Source organism: Ammoniphilus resinae, assembly GCF_017873965.1.
Classification (GTDB): domain Bacteria; phylum Bacillota; class Bacilli; order Aneurinibacillales; family RAOX-1; genus Ammoniphilus_A; species Ammoniphilus_A resinae.
Genome location: NZ_JAGGKT010000002.1, coordinates 277,626 through 297,613, shown reverse-complemented (window position 1 = coordinate 297,613; position 19,988 = coordinate 277,626). Strand labels below are relative to the sequence as shown.

22 protein-coding genes and 2 pseudogenes are annotated in these 19,988 nt (G+C 40.5%); 20 read left to right on the top strand and 4 right to left on the bottom strand.

All coding sequences use genetic code 11. The annotated features are described in order from the left end of the window. Window positions 1–57 precede the first annotated feature (57 nt). From J2Z37_RS05465 to J2Z37_RS26220, 4 genes and pseudogenes are all read left to right on the top strand, one after another. Window positions 58–1,386 (top strand): hemolysin family protein, encoded by a 1,329-nt coding sequence (locus J2Z37_RS05465; protein ID WP_245203591.1) that lies wholly within the window; start codon window positions 58–60, stop codon window positions 1,384–1,386. Between the two features lie 209 nt (window positions 1,387–1,595). Next, window positions 1,596–2,132 (top strand): CueP family metal-binding protein, encoded by a 537-nt coding sequence (locus tag J2Z37_RS05460; RefSeq protein ID WP_209809214.1) that lies wholly within the window; start codon window positions 1,596–1,598, stop codon window positions 2,130–2,132. Window positions 2,133–2,383: 251 nt separating this feature from the next. Then, window positions 2,384–2,899: pseudogene (locus J2Z37_RS26225) on the top strand (copper amine oxidase N-terminal domain-containing protein); the annotation flags it as partial. A 42-nt stretch (window positions 2,900–2,941) separates the two neighbouring features. Next, window positions 2,942–3,874, top strand: a pseudogene (locus J2Z37_RS26220) (YncE family protein); the annotation flags it as partial. A 411-nt stretch (window positions 3,875–4,285) separates the two neighbouring features. Here J2Z37_RS26220 and J2Z37_RS05450 read toward each other — a convergent pair. Further along, window positions 4,286–5,575 carry a cell wall-binding repeat-containing protein gene (locus tag J2Z37_RS05450; RefSeq protein ID WP_209809213.1) on the bottom strand — a complete coding sequence of 430 codons (1,290 nt, stop codon included), beginning with the start codon at window positions 5,573–5,575 and terminating at the stop codon, window positions 4,286–4,288. Window positions 5,576–5,931: 356 nt separating this feature from the next. On the opposite strand from J2Z37_RS05450, the gene J2Z37_RS05445 reads away from it, so the two are divergent. The 4 genes from J2Z37_RS05445 to J2Z37_RS05435 all read left to right on the top strand — a co-directional run bounded on the left by J2Z37_RS05445 (window position 5,932) and on the right by J2Z37_RS05435 (window position 8,124). Beyond that, window positions 5,932–6,159, top strand: coding sequence for an SHOCT domain-containing protein (locus tag J2Z37_RS05445; RefSeq protein ID WP_209809212.1), 228 nt, complete (start codon window positions 5,932–5,934; stop codon window positions 6,157–6,159). A gap of 6 nt (window positions 6,160–6,165) precedes the next feature. Next, complete coding sequence (locus J2Z37_RS05440) at window positions 6,166–7,575, top strand: sensor histidine kinase (RefSeq protein WP_209809211.1); 1,410 nt, start codon at window positions 6,166–6,168, stop codon at window positions 7,573–7,575. 74 nt (window positions 7,576–7,649) lie between these two features. Beyond that, entirely contained in the window at window positions 7,650–7,772 is a 123-nt protein-coding gene (locus J2Z37_RS25740; RefSeq protein WP_280922159.1) for a hypothetical protein, read from the top strand. A 172-nt stretch (window positions 7,773–7,944) separates the two neighbouring features. Continuing rightward, window positions 7,945–8,124, top strand: a complete 180-nt coding sequence (locus J2Z37_RS05435) for a hypothetical protein (protein WP_209809210.1) — start codon at window positions 7,945–7,947, stop codon at window positions 8,122–8,124. Between the two features lie 310 nt (window positions 8,125–8,434). Here J2Z37_RS05435 and J2Z37_RS05430 read toward each other — a convergent pair whose 3' ends face one another. The 3 genes from J2Z37_RS05430 to J2Z37_RS05420 form a co-directional block, all read right to left on the bottom strand. Beyond that, window positions 8,435–8,797, bottom strand: coding sequence for a four-helix bundle copper-binding protein (locus J2Z37_RS05430; RefSeq protein ID WP_209809209.1), 363 nt, complete (start codon window positions 8,795–8,797; stop codon window positions 8,435–8,437). A gap of 164 nt (window positions 8,798–8,961) precedes the next feature. Further along, window positions 8,962–9,075 carry a 50S ribosomal protein L36 gene (gene rpmJ, locus J2Z37_RS05425; RefSeq protein WP_209809208.1) on the bottom strand — a complete coding sequence of 38 codons (114 nt, stop codon included), beginning with the start codon at window positions 9,073–9,075 and terminating at the stop codon, window positions 8,962–8,964. A gap of 22 nt (window positions 9,076–9,097) precedes the next feature. Then, entirely contained in the window at window positions 9,098–9,283 is a 186-nt protein-coding gene (locus tag J2Z37_RS05420) for a type Z 30S ribosomal protein S14 (RefSeq protein WP_209809207.1), read from the bottom strand. Window positions 9,284–9,722: 439 nt separating this feature from the next. On the opposite strand from J2Z37_RS05420, the gene J2Z37_RS05415 reads away from it, so the two are divergent. The 12 genes from J2Z37_RS05415 to hypD all read left to right on the top strand — a co-directional run bounded on the left by J2Z37_RS05415 (window position 9,723) and on the right by hypD (window position 19,988). Further along, the gene (locus tag J2Z37_RS05415; RefSeq protein WP_209809206.1) at window positions 9,723–10,634 is read left to right on the top strand and encodes a YIEGIA domain-containing protein; all 912 of its coding nucleotides are present in this window, start codon (window positions 9,723–9,725) and stop codon (window positions 10,632–10,634) included. A gap of 30 nt (window positions 10,635–10,664) precedes the next feature. Continuing rightward, on the top strand, window positions 10,665–10,859 hold the full coding sequence (locus J2Z37_RS05410) for a capping complex subunit for YIEGIA (protein ID WP_209809205.1): 195 nt from the start codon (window positions 10,665–10,667) through the stop codon (window positions 10,857–10,859). 105 nt (window positions 10,860–10,964) lie between these two features. Continuing rightward, window positions 10,965–11,225 carry a Protein suppressor of variegation 3-7-like gene (locus J2Z37_RS05405; RefSeq protein ID WP_209809204.1) on the top strand — a complete coding sequence of 87 codons (261 nt, stop codon included), beginning with the start codon at window positions 10,965–10,967 and terminating at the stop codon, window positions 11,223–11,225. A gap of 80 nt (window positions 11,226–11,305) precedes the next feature. Further along, window positions 11,306–11,986: a response regulator transcription factor gene (locus tag J2Z37_RS05400; RefSeq protein WP_209809203.1), complete on the top strand. Its 681-nt coding sequence runs from the start codon at window positions 11,306–11,308 to the stop codon at window positions 11,984–11,986. 225 nt (window positions 11,987–12,211) lie between these two features. Further along, window positions 12,212–12,529, top strand: coding sequence for a metal-sensitive transcriptional regulator (locus tag J2Z37_RS05395; RefSeq protein ID WP_209809526.1), 318 nt, complete (start codon window positions 12,212–12,214; stop codon window positions 12,527–12,529). Window positions 12,530–12,542: 13 nt separating this feature from the next. Beyond that, window positions 12,543–12,743 carry a copper ion binding protein gene (locus J2Z37_RS05390; protein ID WP_209809202.1) on the top strand — a complete coding sequence of 67 codons (201 nt, stop codon included), beginning with the start codon at window positions 12,543–12,545 and terminating at the stop codon, window positions 12,741–12,743. Window positions 12,744–12,903: 160 nt separating this feature from the next. After that, the gene (locus tag J2Z37_RS05385; protein WP_209809201.1) at window positions 12,904–15,315 is read left to right on the top strand and encodes a heavy metal translocating P-type ATPase; all 2,412 of its coding nucleotides are present in this window, start codon (window positions 12,904–12,906) and stop codon (window positions 15,313–15,315) included. Window positions 15,316–15,467: 152 nt separating this feature from the next. After that, window positions 15,468–15,710: a hydrogenase maturation nickel metallochaperone HypA/HybF gene (locus J2Z37_RS05380; protein WP_209809200.1), complete on the top strand. Its 243-nt coding sequence runs from the start codon at window positions 15,468–15,470 to the stop codon at window positions 15,708–15,710. A gap of 1 nt (window position 15,711) precedes the next feature. After that, window positions 15,712–16,371, top strand: coding sequence for a hydrogenase nickel incorporation protein HypB (gene hypB, locus J2Z37_RS05375; protein ID WP_209809199.1), 660 nt, complete (start codon window positions 15,712–15,714; stop codon window positions 16,369–16,371). Next, a complete protein-coding gene (gene hypF / locus J2Z37_RS05370; RefSeq protein WP_209809198.1) occupies window positions 16,326–18,680 on the top strand; it encodes a carbamoyltransferase HypF in 2,355 nt (784 codons plus the stop codon). Before hypB ends, hypF begins: the two co-directional genes overlap by 46 nt. Continuing rightward, window positions 18,649–18,873 carry a HypC/HybG/HupF family hydrogenase formation chaperone gene (locus J2Z37_RS05365; RefSeq protein ID WP_209809197.1) on the top strand — a complete coding sequence of 75 codons (225 nt, stop codon included), beginning with the start codon at window positions 18,649–18,651 and terminating at the stop codon, window positions 18,871–18,873. The genes hypF and J2Z37_RS05365 overlap by 32 nt, the downstream gene beginning before the upstream one ends. Then, window positions 18,870–19,988 (top strand): hydrogenase formation protein HypD, encoded by a 1,119-nt coding sequence (gene hypD / locus J2Z37_RS05360; protein WP_209809196.1) that lies wholly within the window; start codon window positions 18,870–18,872, stop codon window positions 19,986–19,988. Before J2Z37_RS05365 ends, hypD begins: the two co-directional genes overlap by 4 nt.

Genomic DNA, 19,988 nt, shown 5'->3' with positions numbered 1-19,988 from the left:
TGTACTATTTACCCAGCAATTCGGGTAAATAGAAATTATTTGGACCCTGACCCGTTGTTGTTTAATCTATTTCTTGTGATTCTTCTTGTGTTATTGAATGGATTCTTTGTGGCCGCAGAATTTGCGATGGTGAAGGTAAGAAGCAGCCGACTGGAAAGTTTAGTTCTTGAAGGGAATCAAAAGGCAAAATATGCACAAAAACTGACAAGTAATCTTGACGCTTATTTATCAGCTTGCCAATTGGGAATTACCCTTGCTTCTCTTGGACTAGGTTGGGTGGGAGAACCCGCGATTGCGAAAGCAATTGAACCGGTGATGCAGAATTTTGGATTTTCAGATGTAGTGATTCACACCGTTTCTTTTATCATTGCTTTTTCGATTATTACTTTCCTTCATATTGTGCTAGGTGAGTTGGCTCCGAAGTCTATGGCGATTCAAAAATCTGAAGGCGTAACCATGTGGACGGCACCGCTATTGATTGTCTTCCATAAAATAATGTATCCGTTTATCTGGTTTTTAAATGGAACAGCAAACTGGTTCCTTCGATTAATTGGCATCCAGCCGGCCACTGAACACGAAGCAGCACATACGGAAGAAGAAATTCGAATTTTAATGGAGGAAAGTCACAAGAGTGGATATATCGACAATACAGAACTTGCTCTAGTCGATAACATCTTTGATTTTTCTGAACGGAATGCTAGGGAAGTGATGATTCCGCGTACAGATATGGTCTGTTTGTATGCTGAACATTCATTTGAAGATAATTTAGAAATTGCTTTAAAAGAGCAGATGACCCGCTATCCAGTATGTAATCCCGATAAAGATAATATTATCGGCTTTATCCATATTAAAGATTTATTTGCTGCCATCACCAAAGGGAAAAAGAACTTTAAAGAATTAATTCGGCCTGTAATCCGTGTTCCCGAATCGATGCAGATCAGCGCATTATTAAAGCAAATGCAAAAGAAAAAGGCACAATTGGCCATCGTCATCGATGAATATGGCGGAACAGCTGGTCTTTTAACGATTGAGGACATCATCGAAGAGATCGTGGGGGAAATCCAGGATGAATTTGATGAAGAACGTCAGTCCATTGAGACTTTAGGCAATAATTCGTATTCCGTCGATGGTCGACTGATTTTGGAAGAGGCCAATGATTTCTTCGGGTTTAAAATTGGAAATGAAGATGTCGACACCATTGGCGGATGGGTATATTCGCAGGTAGAGACACCTCCAAAGGTTAATCAAAGAGTGGAGTTTGACGGTTTCGAATTTATTATTTCCGAAGTTGATAACTTCCGAATCAATCGTATTTTGATAAAAAGATTAAAGACCTCTGAAAGTACGCAAGGGAATTATATAGAGTCGGCTCCTGCAATACATTAAACGGTGATTTAGTTCACCGTTTTTTTCTATGAAGAGATTCCTATTTTATTCACCACTTCTTCATAATTTCTTCACACCTCACGGATAGTATAAAACGTAAAATAAAGGAGTGATGAAATTAGGGAAATGAGATTTTGGTTACATTTAAATGAAACTTTAACGGGAAAGTGTTATTATACCCAAATATTGGACAAGGTGGTGAATCCTAAATGAAATTAAAAATCTATGCTATCACTTTATTGGCTGCCGTTGCCTTGACAGCTTGTAGTGGTGGAAATACAAATCAAGAAAGTTCCGCAAAAATCCTTGAAACGAAAAATGTTAAAGAACTAGTGAATGATTACAGTGTTGGTAACAAGAAAGCCGAGAATGCCTCAGTCACATCCGCGCAACTCACTGTCACAGACACGGACGGAAGTCAGTTAGTCTATGCATTGCCTGAAGACGAGTTTTTTGTTTCTATTGCACCTTACGTCAGCCAAACCCATGACTGAACGAATCATAGCTTGACAGGTTGTCAAGGAGAATTTAAGAGTGAAGAGTTCACCGTTTACATTGAAGACACAGAAGGCAACGTGATTATAAATGAAACTCTGAAATCACAACCTAACGGATTTATCGATGTATGGCTACCCAGAGATAAAGAATTCCGAACAAAAATTGAGCACGGTGGGAAAACGGTAGAGGCAGAGCTTTCTACTTTTAAGAATGATCCAACGTGTATTACAACTATGCAGTTGATGTAGAACTAGGGCTTCAAAAATTTAATATATAGACCCTTTTATGCGGAAGAAAAGCCTGTATCTTATTTACTAATCTAAGATATAGGCTATTTTTCTTTCCTGTGGACATTAATAAAGTGGGATTTTCACATATTGCTTCCTAATGTGGATTGACCGTTTTAATATTTGGTAAAATATGCTTACTGTTCTCCATATTTTCTCCACAACTTGCTGGTACATTAAAAAAGAAATTCATAATAGATGGAGGTAAGCAAATGAATAGATTGGTTTTATCTGGATTTTTAGCAGCTTCGTTACTTAGTACAAGTGGAATGGCCAGTGCAGAAATGGGTCATAATGGCCAGGCTCAACAAATGGGCTCCATGGATATGGGGACTTCCACAATGCTTCAAAGTATGCAGCATCATCAAGGTCAAAAAGAAATGATGGCTGATTGGAAAAACATTCAATTGGTATTGAACAATGAGAAGGTGCATAGTGAAATAGATTCACTCTGGAATAACCAAGAAAATATGGCAATCGTTCCCTTACGAGTAGTTGCAGAAAGATTAGGTGCCCAAGTATCCTGGGACCACAAAGAGAAAATGGTATCTATAGATAAAGAAGGGCTCGCGATTCCAGTTCCCATGATGAATCTTGAAGAAAGCATGGCAATTAAAATAAATGGAACAATGGTCAAACTCCCTTTCCAAATGATAAAAGATCGTATGATGGTTCCAGCACCCATCATTTCCCAACTATTTGGTTTAGATAATAGATTTAATCCTGTAGCGAATACCATTTCATTTTCTAATAGGGAAGATGTTCCAAGCTTTTTCACCGCCAACGAAGGTGGAAGCATCTCAAGGGTGGATGCGGTAACAAATAAGGTAATGGATACGATAAAGGAAAATGGAGTTGTCCATAATGTACAAGTTTCCCCTGATGGAAAGGTATTGGGAGCTACATTAATCCCAAGCATGGGGAATATGGACCATGGTCATTCAAACGAGCAAGCCATGGAAATGAAGGGATTTGCCTTATTTTTTGACATAAGTACTAACCAACTAATTAGTAGGGTAGAGGTTGGCAATCACCCGGCACATATCGTCTTTACTCAAGATGGGAAATACGCATTGGTAGCAAACAATGAAGACAACACCGTATCGGTTATCGACGCAGAGAAATACCAAGTGGTAAAAACCATTCCAACTGGAAAAAACCCACACGGATTTAGAATCTCTAATGACAGTAAATTTGCTTACATTGCCAATATGGGTGAAGATTCAATAAGTGTGATCGATCTATTCACATTACATGAGAGTAAGAAAATAACAGTAGGTAAAGCACCTGTAACGACTGGGATTACGACCGATGGTAATACATTAGTAGCTACGTTAAATGCTGAAAACGCTATGGCTATCGTAGATCTTTCAACAAATAAAATGGTAAAAATCCCTGTTGGAGCAGGGCCTGCTCAAGTATATATAGAACCAGATAATAAGTTTGCCTTTGTTGCAAACCAAGGAACAGAAAAAGAACCATCCCACTCTGTAACCAAAATTGATTTAACCACAAAGACAGTAGTGGCCACCATTGAAACGGGAAAGGGTTCCCATGGTGTAACTACTAGTGAAGATAACAAATTTGTATATGTTACGAATATGTTTGATGACACGGTAAGTGTCATTGACAACCAAACCAATAAGGTTGTTTCTACCATTCCTGTTGGCCACGTTCCAAATGGAATAAGCTTTAAAAAATAATACGCTTAATAGAAGGGAATTATCAGCACACCAGTGTCAGCGGCTTGCAGGTTGTTGATCTATTGGAATCTGATTAGAAAAAATGAAAAATGGAGATTAGCTGGTGAACAGTCATCCTAGATAAAAGATTTAAGTTAGGTGGTTCCTTGTTAGACGTGTAGGAACCACCCAATGTTGAAAAACCAGCGGAATATACTGCTTTTTCGTACCCTTTAATAACCATGCCTACAATCTACCAAAAACATTCCGATACCACATGCAGTAAAACCGATTAATCCCATGATCATGGCTGATTTCATTTCCGAATACCTCCTTCTTCAGATATGCTTGCTCACCATAGAATATCAATCAAGAGAAGGGGACCTTTCCATTTATATATATAAGAAAACTCCCTTATAAAAAGGGAGCGATTTAATGCTGACTTTGATCCATCGTACTACCATGGTCCATATTCCCATGATTCATTGGAACTTGTTGATTTGGTGGCATCTCGGTTGAAGCTCCACTATGTCCACCGTGCCCTCCATGACCCTCACCACTAGCTGATTCAATTTCAATCAGATGATCTAAATTCCCTTGCTGGTCATTAGAAATCGAATCGTTTCCACCTACGATATATAGGTGATTATATGGTCCATCCGTTGGTTCCTTCTGGAATAATGGCTTTAATTCCTTTAGATAAGTCAATAGTGGTTTTGGAGCTGCGTCTGTGTCCGAAAGGAGCATTGGTGCATGTTTTCCACGATGAGAAAAGGCTACCGCGGGAATAGAATTTTTTAATTGATCCTTATTCGTGAGTAATAAACCATGTCCAGGTTGTGTAATCCCCCAGCCAAACCCTGTATTCGGGTCTTTGAATTTGGCAAAAGCAATAGCATTGGTATAGGGATCATCGCCTGCAATCCGGGTGACTTTCCCGTATTTGCCTAAATCGTTTTCTACATTCTTGCTTATGGCAGATTCAGGACCAAGTAAATAAATATTAGCTTTTCCATTTCGTTTGGTTAAAGCTTGATTAGTTTCCGCTGGAATCTGACCTTTCGTTACATACAAAAGCGGTTCAGGCATGTGCGCAATCCAGTTACCGGCAGGTGCTGCAAATTCGATTTGTTCAGACGTTGAGACGATCACTGACTCGGGAAGTGCTCCACTAACCGAAGCATAATAGTCATCAATTTGAGTAGCGATTTGATCCGGGTTGTCCCCTTTAATTTCCTTCACACTAAACTTTGCTTCGGAAAGTTGTTTAATCGCTGCCACATCCATTCCAACCGCAATCACTTGGGTTCCGTCTTGGGCTCCTTTTGGATTTAGACGTTTCAGTTCATTCATCACCGTTTCTGATATAGAAGATGGGTTGGTCACGAGAAGAGGACCATCACTTGGATGATGAATCAAATCCACAGAAACCAACTGGATTTGCCAGTTGTCTTGTGGAGCTACAATAACAACATTTGGTTTCGTTCCCGCCGTGGTAGCTGGCCAAATTATATTAGATGTCGAAATAGAGATTTCTTCAGCATTGGTTCCTAGAACCCTAGACGTATTTTTCGTTACCACGTTAACATCTGTTGCCTCAGACAATGCTGCTGTTGCCTGTTGTTGGGGCGCAGGTGGTGCAGTGTTGGAATTCGTACAGGCAACTAATGTTGCTGATAAAGCTCCAACGGATAAAACTTTAATCCAGGATTTCATTTGCATCATTTCACTCTCCATTGAACATTTTTAGAAAGAGAACGGTTACCTATAATATTTCACTCTAGCACTTAAAATAATAAAAGTGGGATCCCGAGTAGAAAGATAACCCTGTGTTCATGTTTAAAACCTTGAAAAGATAATAAAACAAATTTGTGAAGAAATTATGGAGAAAGATTTAAAAATAATATTCAGTAAAATTGTTTGTAATAATATCATTTCGACTCCCTAAAATTTGTTCATATCAACATAATTTCTCCACATTTTTTTTGTAAGATAAAGGAGTGATAGAATGGATAAAAACGAGGACTGAGCACAGACAAATAAAATTCATGTAAGGGAACTTACGAGGAGGATTATTTATGATGCATATGGGCTTTACTGGGATTCCAATGTTCCTTTGGATGTTTTTGCAATGGGGATTACTGCTTTTAGGAATCTATATGATGATCAGGTGGATAAATTCAGACAAGCCTCCTAAGCAATCACAGGAAGATGAGGCGATCCGTATTCTCCGTGAACGTTACGCCAAAGGGGAATTGAATGACGAGGAATTTGAACGAATGCTCGATCGCTTAATGAAAGGGTAAGTTCTAATGATAATGAAATTATTTCAATTTATCCGTACTCACGTTGCTGTAAAGTTAGGTCTACTGCTCTTATCCGTCTTTCTGTTGGTCATGTTAGCGTTGGGGAACATCCTATACTCCCTCTTTCTTACTTTTTATCTATCACATACGACAGAAGAGCTCGTGCAACGGGCACATAGCCATGCAGCCGTACTTAGCGATCACTTTGATCGCTTAACCATTGACCATGTTGTTCGCATGGAACAAGGATCTTTGTTTATGGTTGTGATCCTGGATGAGAAGGGAGAAGTATTAGGAAGTTCAGATACCATTACTCCACTACACCGTCCATATCTAAAAGAAGCGGCTCAAAGAAATCTACAAGAGGAATATGCTCTAGAACAAGATTGGAGGACAAAGCCCTTTTTGGTATCACGATCAGCTATATTAGGTGATGGTAAGGAGATTGGAACGGTGGTCTTATTTAGTCCTACAGCCCCCATTCGAGAGGCAATTGGTATTTTACAAGGCATGCTATTGGGGATTGGGGGGATTACGGTCATTATCGTAACGGGGATTCTATTTATTCTTTCTCGAATGGTGGTTCGCCCCCTTTTAGAAATGAAAAAGGTAACAGGAGAAATTGCAAAAGGAAGGTACCAATCGAGGATCCTTGTTACGGGTGAAGATGAAGTGTCTCAATTAGCAGCTTCCATCAATCACATGTCAAAGGAAATTCAGTTTTATCAGAAGCAGAGAAATGAGTTTCTGGCAGATATTGGGCACGAATTAAGAACACCGCTTACCTATCTTAAGGGGTATTCTGAAATTGTCCTACAAACCCAACTTTCCAAGGAAGAGCAAAAAGAATATATCGGGATTATTCATGAACAGAGCAAACGGCTACAGCGACTCGTTCAGGACTTGTTTGAACTAGCCCGAATGGAACAGGGGGATTTTTCGTTTCGAAAAGAACGATTATCCCTTGAAGAGGTAATAACGAATGTCCTCACCTTTGTTGAATCCTCCATGGATGAAAAGGGAATTGCACTTGAATATCAGTCGCCCAAAACGAAACCCATTGTCGAAGGGGACCCACAGCGATTAGAACAATTGTTTATCAATATTTTGGAGAATGCCAGAAGATACACGCCACGAAACGGAATCATCGAGGTAAGATATGGGGGAGACGTAGACCATATTACAGTACAAATTCGGGACTCGGGACCGGGCATTCCTAAAGATGAACTGCCCTTCATCATGGAAAGACTGTATCGAGTGGAAAAATCACGTTCCCTAGAAACCGGTGGAACCGGGCTTGGTTTAGCGATTTGCAAAAAAATCGTAGAGATGCATAAGGGAGAGATCTGGGTAGAAAGTATAGAAGGAAAAGGGACGACTTTTTTTGTCCGTCTTCCATTAATTAACTGGGTCTAAGAGAGAATTGTATTTTTACAGGATCCCCAGTTTGTTCATATTTTCTGCACACATTCTCTATAGGAGGTGTTGCAATGTATCAAGCTATATGTTGGCTTTGGATTGGATCGAGTTTCGATCAAGACTGCGAAAAAATGGGGGAAACGAATCCAACAGGGAGTTGGCATTTTTCTAATATTGTGGGGGATCAGCGATAGCTATACATATTGGAGCATATAAGGCTAGGTGAGCTTTCAATTACTTTTCTGTTCTTGCTAACTGTCATAGTCACAATTCTGTCACTATTTTTTCATTTTCTCCTCATATATCTTATTTACAATAAATGTGTGAAAAAGGAAGATTAAAGACTATGACAAGGAGGAATTGGTGATGTCAAAGATGAAAAGGTTTGCTGAATATAAACATTGTCCTGCTTGCAGGTTCCGTCTAAAAACTAATTATATTCCTGCTATTAAACATTGGTACTGTGTAAATTGCGATACGGAGTTTGATGGTAATAACTATATTTATGTTTATAATGAGATGGGTGACCTAGTTGAAGTTATATAGATGGTGATCTATAGGCAAAATGAAGTTCAATAAAATCTTTTAACACCAAAAAACTTTCTACACAAATATTTATTACCATAAGGATAGGAAAGAAAGCTCGTCATATCTTCAACTTATAAAAAGAGCAAAGTTTTCAATCATCCACTGATGGTACTAAAGGAACGATTTGCTGATGAAGAGATAGAAGAAGTATTTTAAAGCAGAAAAGGAATTGGTAAAAAATATGGAGGGAAGGAAGACTGCTAAAAGGGATTTTAGAACCCCCCTTAATTAATTATTAGGGGGATTTCCTTATGTTTATAAGGGTTAATTAAACTGCTACTAAACCAGCCATCTTACGGCATGCTTCTGCGCATTCACGACAAAAACGTGCACATTCTTGGCAGTGTGCATCTTTGAACTTTTCACAATCAACAGCGCATGCCTCACAAATAGCAGCACAAAGTTCACAGTGCTGTTTAGCAAAGGTACTATTTCGTGCCATCATAGAAACTGCTTGGAAGCAGATATCAGCACAATCATTTAGCATTTTTAGCATACTAGTTCTTGCTTGTACATCAGTTTCGTTTAAACAAGCGTTGAAACATTCTTCGCATGCCTGAGCACATCTAATACAAGCCTCAATACAGTTAGCAAATTCGGTAGGGGTTTTTGTGTTTGTTAAAACTGGCATGGTTAACCTCCGTATATAATGTTTGGTACCTAGTTGGTACCCAGTTATTTTTCGCTGAGGTAACTTGAATTATGTTAAAGTATTAGCTTTACAAAATCCCCTCGAATAGTAATTAGAAAAAAAAAGGACAACCCTTAAGCGATCGGATTGTCCTTTTTTAATGGTTAACCTTGGCGTTGCTTGTGTTTAGGGTTTTCACAAATAATCATGACATTTCGGTTTCTTCTAATCGTTTTACATTTTTCACAAATAGGTTTAACAGACGGTCTTACCTTCATGATTTTACCCCCTAGAAATAATTTACCAACTGGCTTTTTTAACTCCTGGAATCCAACCTTTATACGCAAAATTTCTAAAGCAAATACGACAAAGTTTGAATTTCTGAATAACACTATGTGGACGCCCGCAGTGTTCGCAACGGGTATAAGCTCTAACTGGGAATTTTGGTTCACGTTTTGACTTAATAATAAGAGATGTCTTAGCCACTTCAAACTCATCTCCTTGAGAGTGTATTTATATTAACCTTAGGATGAAATTAATAGGAAATCTACTTATTCATAATATAGTAAGAACCATTGATAATCAATTGATAATCATTGGAAAGTCTATTTGAAAGATTGGAATACAATAAGCATGCCAAGATGAGTGAAGTTTAGTGAATCAACCTGTTGAAATTTCTGATTCATTGATGTCGATTTGGTTCCATTAATTGAAGCATCGCCTGTATATGATTTAACATCTTCTCGCATGGAAGACACTTCCTGAACCCAACAAGATGCACTTCAAATCGAAGTGTACCAAGTGATGACCAAGAACGGGGCCGCGTACCAATCACCACAGAAAAAATTATCATTGCTCTTAATAGGTATATAACTCATTCCAATGTGGAATAAAATGGATGTCAGAGACTTGTGAGGTGAATTCAATGGGTGATGGAATGCTCTCGAAAGAATACATAATTGTAATCGTTACCGCGACCATTGTAGGAACGTTAGCTAGATTATTTTCATTAAAGGCAGATTTACGTCAGTATCCTTCCTATCCAAATGGTTACCTGATTAATCTTTTTGTTGGTTTTATTGCCGCAGCGGTGGGGGCCGTTGCGTTACCTGCGCTTTTAACGAAGAATTTTACAGCAATCACCTTCTTAACTGTGGCAATACAACAGTTTCGTGATGTTCGAAAGGCAGAGCGAGACAGTTTAAAAGATCTGGAAAACACAGAGTTCACAAAAAGAGGGGATGCCTATATCGACGGAATAGCCAAAACGTTTGAAGCAAGGAATTATATTTCCCTTATTGTCTCTTTCATGACCGCCATTACGATGTTGTTGGTGAAAACCAAAATGGTTACGCTAGAAATTTTGATTGGGGCCATTGTAGGTTTTATTGTATTTTATTTAATTAAACGGTACTCGAAAGGGAAATCCATTGGAGATATTGCAGATGTTCGTGAAGGGAAAATTGAAGTGAGGGATTCAGAACTATTTGTAGATGATCTCTATGTTACCAATCTTTTGGGAACTGAAAATGGACAAAACCTATTTCAGAAGGAAGGAATAGCTGTAGTCATTTACCCTCGTGAAAGACATTTTAGTATTGCGTTGGATAACTTTGGACAAAGACAAGCTATTCTTTTTGATGCTGCTCGTGCTCTAGGAGTTAAAAGATATAGTTTCACCCGGAAAGAGTATGCAGAAGGGCGTATTATTATTACATTTGTCCCTATTATTCATGACGTCAACAAACTCATTGAATCGGTGAAAAATACACCCTTACTTGAAAGTGTCAAAAAGAGCCATTCGGTCATGCAGACGAATCTCGTCGGAAAGGAATAAAAAATGCAGGATCCCTCAAAAGGAGGAGCTATGAGTAAAAATATCGAAATCATTGCCTTTGTGACCTTGCAAAAAGAAAAGGTGTTAGGTGGGAATCCTTTACTTCTCTTGGCTGCTAATGAAGAAGATCAGAAGCAGATGACTCAAGATATCGCTAAAGCTTTGAAAGCAGATGTTGTAAAAATGAAGAATGGAGATTATTTAGTGATCAGTCATCCTAGATAAAGGTACAGAGAAACACAATTTGTTCATATCTTCTGCACACATTCTCCACATTTTTATTTTAATATGAAGTTGTAAGCAAAGATACTTTGTGGGGAGGGAATGAAAATGAAAAAGTTTTTGTTCGGTGGGATTGTAGCTTCATTACTGTTAATGGGTGGCATTGGAGCAGCTTGGGCGGCAGAGAATGTAACTCCGAATGTTCCAGACCAAAACTTTTTTGAAGAGATGCTTCCATTTATGAAACAAATGCATCCGGGAATGTCTGAAGAATCTTATAAAGAAATGTATAACTACTGTCATTCGAATGGCGGCCCCGCAGGGATGATGGGAAATGGTGTTCAATGGAACAAGATGAAAGACCTATAGTAAAATAAAAAGGGCAATTGGATCTTTAATCCCAGTTGCCCTTTTTACCGCAATAGAACTTCACTTAAAGGAGTGATAATGTGGAGGGATCCTTTCGAATCCTTGTGGTAGATGATGAAGCGCCCATGCGTCAGCTGCTGAAATTGTACCTGACAAAAGACCGGTATGAGGTTCAAACCGCAGCAAATGGGGAGGAGGCACTGTCTTTATTTAAACAAGGTGGCTTTGATATGGTTATTTTAGATATTATGATGCCCGGGATTGATGGATGGGAGGTCTGCCAAAGAATCCGATCGTTTAGTCAAATTCCGATCCTCATGCTAACTGCGCGTGATCAAACAATGGAAAAGGTAAAAGGGCTAAAAATGGGGGCAGATGATTATCTGACTAAGCCATTTGAAGAAGCAGAACTCTCAGCTCGAATGGAAGCTTTGTTACGGAGAGTGAGTAAACCGGAACATTCAAGAATCGATCCTCATGGGATTACAGTAAACCCGGAAACCCATAAAGTCATTTATCAAGGGCAACCCATTGAGTTGACACCCAAGGAATTTGAGCTCCTACATACATTTATGAATAACGTAGGAAGAGTATATAGCCGTGAATTGCTGTTAGAAATGATATGGGGCCCAGACTATATGGGAGATACTCGTACGGTCGATTCACATGTCAAGAATCTTCGGGAGAAGCTCCGAAAGCATGGGGTGGATGTAGATTCAGTCATTAAAACGGTTTGGGGTGTAGGGTACAAAGGGGTTTGAATATAAGTCATAACGAATCAAAAAGTGTGAGAAACGCCAAATGGAATCACTTTTATCCGATAGTAGACAATAATAGGGTAATCCACAAAGAGTGGAAAACCTTTATTTTTTCTTTACATAGTATAGGGGGGTATAGTAAAATGAATTTAAAGAAAGATAATAAGAATTAAGGAGGTGGTCTATGTGGAAAAATATCTTGATGAATCTGGTAAAGACCATCAGGATATGACAGCAGATCATGATCATTGCTGTTCTATTGAAGGAGATAGGCAAAGTCATCATTCAGATAAAGTAAAATCGAATTTAACCACTCGGTTAAACCGGATTGAGGGTCAAATCCGCGGGGTAAAGGGTATGATTGAGAAGGATATTTATTGCGATGATATCCTGAACCAAATCGCAGCGATCCAATCGGCCTTAAATGGCGTAGGAAAATTGTTATTGCAAAGCCATATGAAAAGCTGTGTCATTGAACGAATTCAAGCTGGTGATCATGAAGTGATTGATGAATTACTAAAAACGATGAATAAATTAATGAAATAGGGAGTGTTGGAAGATGAAACAAATCACATTACATGTAGAAGGAATGTCCTGTAACCATTGTGTAAACGCTATTGAAGGAACTCTTAAGAAATTAGGAGCGGTAGGAAAGGTTGATTTAGCTGGAAAAGCAGTTTCCATTTCCTATGATGAAAGCAAATTATCACTGGATGCGATTAAAGAGGCAATCGAAGATCAAGGATATGATGTTGCTTAACGAAGACCCCCATCTTGGATGGGGGTTTTCTATAAGTAAAGAGGAAAGTTAATAAAAAAAACATTAAAAAATATTTAAAAACATAGTTGACAATATAGGGTAGGGGGGTATACTATAATTACATAAGATGTGATCGACCGAAATGAGGAGATGAAGGATCATGAAAACAAATGAAACCACCTTGCAAATTACAGGGATGACTTGTGCAGCTTGTGCGATACGGATTGAAAAAGGATTAAACAAAGTCGACGGGGTAACAGAAGCGAATGTCAATTTAGCTTTGGAACGTGCATCCATTCAATATGATGCAGACAAAGTAAGCATTGCTGACCTGGAACAAAGAATTGAACAGCTAGGGTATGGCACAGTAAAGGAAACAGTAGAATTCCAAATTACAGGCATGACTTGTGCAGCCTGTGCCAATCGAATTGAAAAAGGATTAAATAAGGTAAAAGGGGTTCATAAGGCCAATGTCAATCTTGCCCTAGAAACCGCCTATGTGGAGTATTCTCCAGCAGAGGTTGGTGTTCAAGATCTGATACAAAAAGTTGAACAGATTGGCTACAAAGCCGAGCTAAAAGAAGACAGCAGTAATCAAGGGGATCACCGCGAAAAGGAGATAGCCAAACAAAAAAGGAAATTCATTGTCTCTGCTATTCTATCACTTCCTTTATTATGGACGATGGTCGCACATTTTTCCTGGACCTCATTCATTTGGGTGCCGGACATCTTGATGAACCCATGGGTTCAATTTGCTCTTGCCACACCAGTGCAATTCATTATTGGAGCTCAGTTTTACAAGGGAGCCTATAAAGCATTACGAAACGGTAGTGCGAACATGGATGTTCTCGTGGCTCTTGGTACTTCTGCTGCTTACTTTTACAGCTTATACCTTACCATTCAAACGATCGGCAACCCGCACGGACATGGTGGTGTAGGACTGTATTATGAAACCAGTGCTATCTTAATTACTTTAATCCTGTTAGGGAAATTGTTTGAAGCTTTAGCTAAGGGACGCACATCAGAAGCGATTAAAACCCTGATGGGATTGCAGGCAAAAACTGCAGTAGTGATTAGAAATAACGTAGAAACCGTAGTGCCTGTTGAAGAAGTGATCTTAGGCGATATTGTGGTAGTTAAACCAGGTGAAAAAGTTCCCGTCGATGGAGAAGTAATGGAGGGTCAGTCTACGGTTGATGAATCGATGTTGACTGGAGAAAGTATTCCGATTGATAAACAGCCGGGAGACAGTGTGTTCGGAGCAACCATCAACAAGAACGGCAGCTTGAAAATCAAAGCAACCAAGGTTGGTAAAGAAACCGCTCTTGCACAAATTATTAAAGTAGTCGAAGAAGCCCAGGGCTCGAAAGCCCCCATTCAACGTGTAGCCGATAAGATTTCTGGGATTTTTGTTCCAATTGTTGTAGCTATTGCCGTTGTCGTATTTTTAATTTGGTATATTTGGGTGACTCCTAGTGATTTTGCCAATGCATTAGAAAAATTGATTGCCGTTCTTGTGATTGCATGTCCTTGTGCACTTGGTTTAGCAACCCCTACTTCAATCATGGCGGGTTCTGGACGTGCGGCGGAATTAGGTATCCTGTTTAAGGGTGGAGAGCACTTGGAAGGTACACAACAGATTGATACCATGATCTTAGATAAAACCGGAACGGTGACCAAAGGTAAACCTGAATTAACGGATGTGTTTGTAGAAAACATGGAGCAAGATACCTTCTTACGTCTTGTCGGAAGTGCCGAGAAGAACTCTGAACACCCTTTAGCAGAAGCTATTGTGGAAGGAATCAAAGCAAAAGGAATTGGGTTTCCCGATGTCGAGGAGTTTGAGGCCATTCCGGGATTTGGGGTTCGCGCTGTCGTGGAACAAAATGAACTGTTAATTGGAACCCGTAAATTGATGGCAAAATACAACGTAGATGCTACACATGCCTATGCCAAAATGGATGAGTTGGAAACGTCTGGGAAAACATCGATGTTGGTGGCAATTAACGGAAAATATGCGGGTTTGGTGGCCGTAGCAGATACCATTAAAGAAACTTCTAAAGAAGCGGTTGAACGATTAAAGAAATTGGGCATTCAGGTCATTATGGTTACCGGTGATAATGAACGTACGGCTAAGGCGATTGCCGAAGAAGTCGGCATTGATCATGTGAGAGCCGAGGTACTACCGGAAGGTAAGGCAGAAGTCGTTAAACAATTACAAGCAGAAGGAAGAAGAGTAGCCATGGTGGGCGATGGAATTAATGATGCACCTGCATTGGCTACCGCTGATATCGGCATTGCGATGGGTACAGGTACCGATGTAGCAATGGAAGCAGCTGACATTACGATCATGCGAGGCGATTTAATCAGTATCCCTGACGCGATTTCTATGAGTAAAAAGACCATGGGCAATATCAAGCAAAACCTATTTTGGGCATTGGCCTATAATTCTTTAGGTATTCCAATTGCAGCGATTGGGTTGCTAGCACCATGGGTAGCTGGCGCAGCCATGGCACTGAGTTCGGTTTCCGTTGTCTTAAATGCATTACGATTGCAGAAAGTAAAAGTATAGAGTTTGTCAAAAGGACAGATTAAAGCGGTAATCACCCGCTCTAGTCTGTCCTTGTTTTTGTGGACCCTTTTTAAAATTCAGATAAGCTTAGGATAACACACATCTCATAATTCGAAAAATTAAGACATATATTGAATAGGGTGAAGGATACGATGCACGAAATTAGCCTAATGCACAGCATATTGTCAATCATTGAAAAATCAGCAAGGGAAAATAGGATGGAGACGGTTTCCAAGATTAAGCTGGTTCTCGGGACAGAGAGTCTTGTAATGGCAGGTGCCTTGCATTTTGCGTTCGAGCAGCTTAAACAAAAGACTCTAGCGCAAGAGGCCGTACTCGAAACGGAGGAAAGAGAAGGCAGAGATTTTTTTATTGATTATTTTGAAGGAGAATAGGATGAAGCAGATTACCCTAAAACAACAAGTCTTGCAAGGAAATAAAATCATCGCGGACAAGAACCGTCAGATCTTGCGTGAACACTCGGTTTTTATGATTAATTTGATGAGTTCGCCAGGTGCAGGTAAGACGACTTTGCTTGAATCCTCCCTTCCATATATCAAAAAACATGTAAGAATAGGTGTCATCGAAGGAGATGTAGCTACTACCCTTGATGCAGAGCGGATCGCAGCATTTGGTGTTAATGTAGCCCAGATAAATACGCATGGGGCGTGCCATCTGGATGCACAAATGATTTCTCGTGCACTTGCAAGCTTAGATTTAAACAACTTGGATCTCCTGGTTATCGAAAATGTAGGAAATTTGGTCTGTCCTTCTGAATTTGATTTAGGGGAAAACCTTCGTGTTTCCTTGTTGAGTATCACGGAGGGTGCAGACAAAGTGATGAAATATCCTAGCGTTTTTGCATACTCTGATGCTGTTATCCTTAACAAATTGGATTTGCTTCCATATGTGAATTTTGATATGGACCAGTTTTTGAGTACATTTCAAAAATGCAATCCAAGTGCACCCATTTTCAAAGTGTCAGCTTCCAACGGAGAGGGGATGGAATCGTGGATCCGTTGGCTTCTACAAAGGAAAGAAGACAGCTGCTTGTAAGTGGAACCGTTCAAGGGGTTGGCTTTCGTCCCCTCGTATATCGGGTTGCGAATAAACATCAAATCACAGGTTCTGTCTGTAATCAGTTAGGAATCGTCTCGATTGAAGTAGAAGGAACTGTAGAACAAATCAATCGTTTCATTCGTGATTTGGAGGTGCAAACAAAGGAACCTGCAAAGATTGAAAGCATAGAACAGAGTTTGTTACCTTTAGCTAACGACAATTGTTTCCGAATTAAAGAAAGTAAAGCAGAAGGTATTTCAGGCTATTCCTTTCCACCCGATTTGGCCGTATGTTCCGAATGTATATCAGACCTCACACACCCTTCTCAACGATACTACAACTATCCCTTCACAAGCTGTAGCAACTGCGGCCCTCGATACAGTATCATTCAAGGAATTCCATATGATCGGCCGGTCACCACAATGAAAGATTTTTCTCTATGTGAACCGTGTAGAAAAGAGTATGAAGATCCAAGTAACCGCCGTTTTCATGCACAAACAATTGCCTGCCCTACGTGTGGTCCCATTGTAGAATTAAGAAATAACAAGAATGTCTTGGTGTCAGGAGACTGGAAGAGGAATGTGGAAAAGGCTCTACTTACAGGCAAAATCCTTGCCGTTAAGGGAATTGGCGGATTTCATTTGATATGCGATGCAGCGAGTCGTAAAGTGGTAGAAAAACTCAGGAATCGGAAGCGAAGAGCGCGTAAACCATTTGCCCTTATAGTGCGCGACTTGCAGACGGTAGAAGAAAATTTTGAATTAACACAGGCCGAGCAAGAATTACTTGCCAGCAGAAGAGCACCGATTGTTTTACTTAGACCCAAGCCCTTTCTTAAAGAATGGCTTCCCCTAGAGAGTTTAGCTCCAGGTTATCAACGCCTAGGGGTTATGCTGCCCTATACACCAATGCACGCTCTATTATTTACTGATTCTTTATCCTTTCTTGTTGCAACGAGTGGAAATCAAAGTGGGCTACCCATTGCCAGAACAAATGAAGAAGCCCTACAACAATTGGATGGAATCGCAGATTATTTCCTGCTACATAACAGAGAGATTGGGGTTCGTGTTGAAGATTCGGTCTGTCAGGTGGTTGATGAACAGATCAGCTTCATTCGCCGCTCTCGTGGATATGTCCCTGAATCCATTCCGTTTCCGTTACCTCCCTTTGGAGTTAAGGAAATTCCAACCGTATTAGCGGTAGGCGCCGAGATGAAAAATACGGCTTGTATTTTGCATGGCGACCGCGCGATTCTTAGTCAACATTTGGGAGAGATAGAGCATGAGGAACAATTGACCTGCTGGAGAGAAGGTGTACAGCACATTCAAGAGCTTCTTAGAGTCGAACCCGAAATCATTGCCTATGATCCACATCCGGGTTATATCGTTACTCAGCAGGCGCTTGATCAATTTCAGGATTACCCCCTTTTTCCCATTTATCATCATCATGCGCATATGGCAGCATGTATGGCAGAGCACGGACTTATATCACCTGTTATCGGTTGTATTCTAGATGGTACGGGTTATGGGAGGGACGGTAATCTATGGGGCTTTGAGATCTTGACAGGCGATTACCTGAAATTTGAGCGTGCGTGCCACCTCGAACCACTAGCACTTCCTGGTGGGGAAGCGGCCATTCGCTACCCATGGATGATGGCAATGTCCTTACTTTATCAACTTGAACAAGACATGTTTTTTACTAAACATTGGGCGCTTCAACTTTTCCCAGATGTAAAAGAGCAGCTTCCGTTTCTCTTGGCCCAATTAGACGGACGAATTCCTTGCCCAAGGGTAAGCAGTGCGGGAAGACTATTTGATGCGGTGGCAGCCCTCTTAGGAATTTGTGTAGAGAGTACATACGATGGGGAAGCAGCTGTCCTTTTGGGTGAAAGGGCAGAAATGAGTTCAACAGGTTGCTTAGGGAAGGGGAATTATTCTTTTGCGTATTCCGCAGGCCAGTGGAGAGTAGGTCAACTTATTAAGGATATTTTGGGAGATCTTATGTTATCGGTTCCCATCGAAGAAATAGCCAAGAAATTCCATCATACGGTTGTTGAGATGGTTATTTTCGGTGTACTTGAGGCCTATAAAAAAACGGAAATTCGGTCCGTGGTCTTAAGTGGTGGGGTTTGGAACAACCGTTATCTGCTTTCCTGTGCGAAAAAACGTCTAAAGGAGGTAGGCTTTACGGTATATACCCACCAGAAAATACCGGCTGGAGATGGCGGAATTGCCCTTGGGCAAGCCGTTTCGGCCTTGTGGAGGTGGCATCATCATGTGTTTGTCCGTTCCAGCGAAGATCATTGAAATCGGTTCATCCGGGTGGCAGGCAAAAGTTGACTATTTAGGAAGTCATATTGATGTTGGAATCTCATTATTAGATCGCGTGGAGGTTGGCCAGTATGTACTCGTCCATGTGGGAGAAGCCATCCAAGTTGTTGATGAGGAACTTGCGAAGGAAAGTATTGAAATATGGAAGGGGTGGCTAGACGAAGCATGATGGGGATGGCTTATCGGGATAAGGACATATTTGCTAGCTTGTGCCAAAAGATGCTACCTGTGCTTGAAGAAAAAAAACAGCGTTTAGGAAGAAAGCTTCGATTTATGGAGGTGTGCGGGACGCACACGGTTTCCTTCTCCAAGACAGGGGTTCGTGAAGTCTTAGCGGATTACGTAGATTTAGTAAGTGGTCCAGGATGCCCAGTCTGTGTAACAGACCAATCCGATATGGACCAAATGATTGCTTTTGCAAAACGAAGCGACACGATTGTTGCGACTTTTGGGGATATGATGAAGGTTCCAGGATCGTACTCCAATCTTTATAAGGAAAAGGCCGATGGTGCAGAGGTAAGAATTGTTTATTCCCCTTCACAAGCTGTCGAGATTGCGAGACAAAACCCGCAAAAGCAGGTCGTCTTCTTAGGGGTAGGATTTGAAACCACCGTGCCCAGCATTGCATTAAGTATTAGAAAAGCAGAGAGGGAAAAGGTTAGAAATTATTTCGTTTATTCCGCCCATAAATTAACGCCTCCCGCTTTGCAACCGTTGATCCAGGACCCAACGCATCAGTTGGATGGTTTTCTTTTACCCGGGCATGTTTCCGTAATCATTGGGAGAAAAGGGTGGAATCTCCTAGAATCTTTGAACGAACCAGCAGTGATTGGAGGATTTGAACCAATAGATTTACTGACCTCTATTTATTTGCTGACTCTCGAGATGAACAAGGAGAGACGTTCTGTCGTGAATAATTATTCACGAATGGTCCGCGAGAATGGGAATGAAAAAGCACAGGAACTGCTTAAGGAAATATTTGAGGTAGACTCTGTGAAGTGGAGAGGGTTTGGAATCCTGCCAAACAGTGGTCTGAGAATGAATGCGGCGTACCAATCCTATGATGCTTTAACTAATCTTCCTGTAGATAGGCCTGTAACGAAAGGGATCAAAGGCTGCCGCTGCGGTGAAATTGTAAAAGGTAAAGAAACTCCATTTGGGTGTCCACTTTTTGCGAAAGCCTGTACACCCGAAAACCCAATTGGACCTTGCATGGTTTCCTCAGAAGGAACCTGTTCTACCTATTATCAGTTTGAGCGAGGAAAAGAAAAGATAACGTATTAG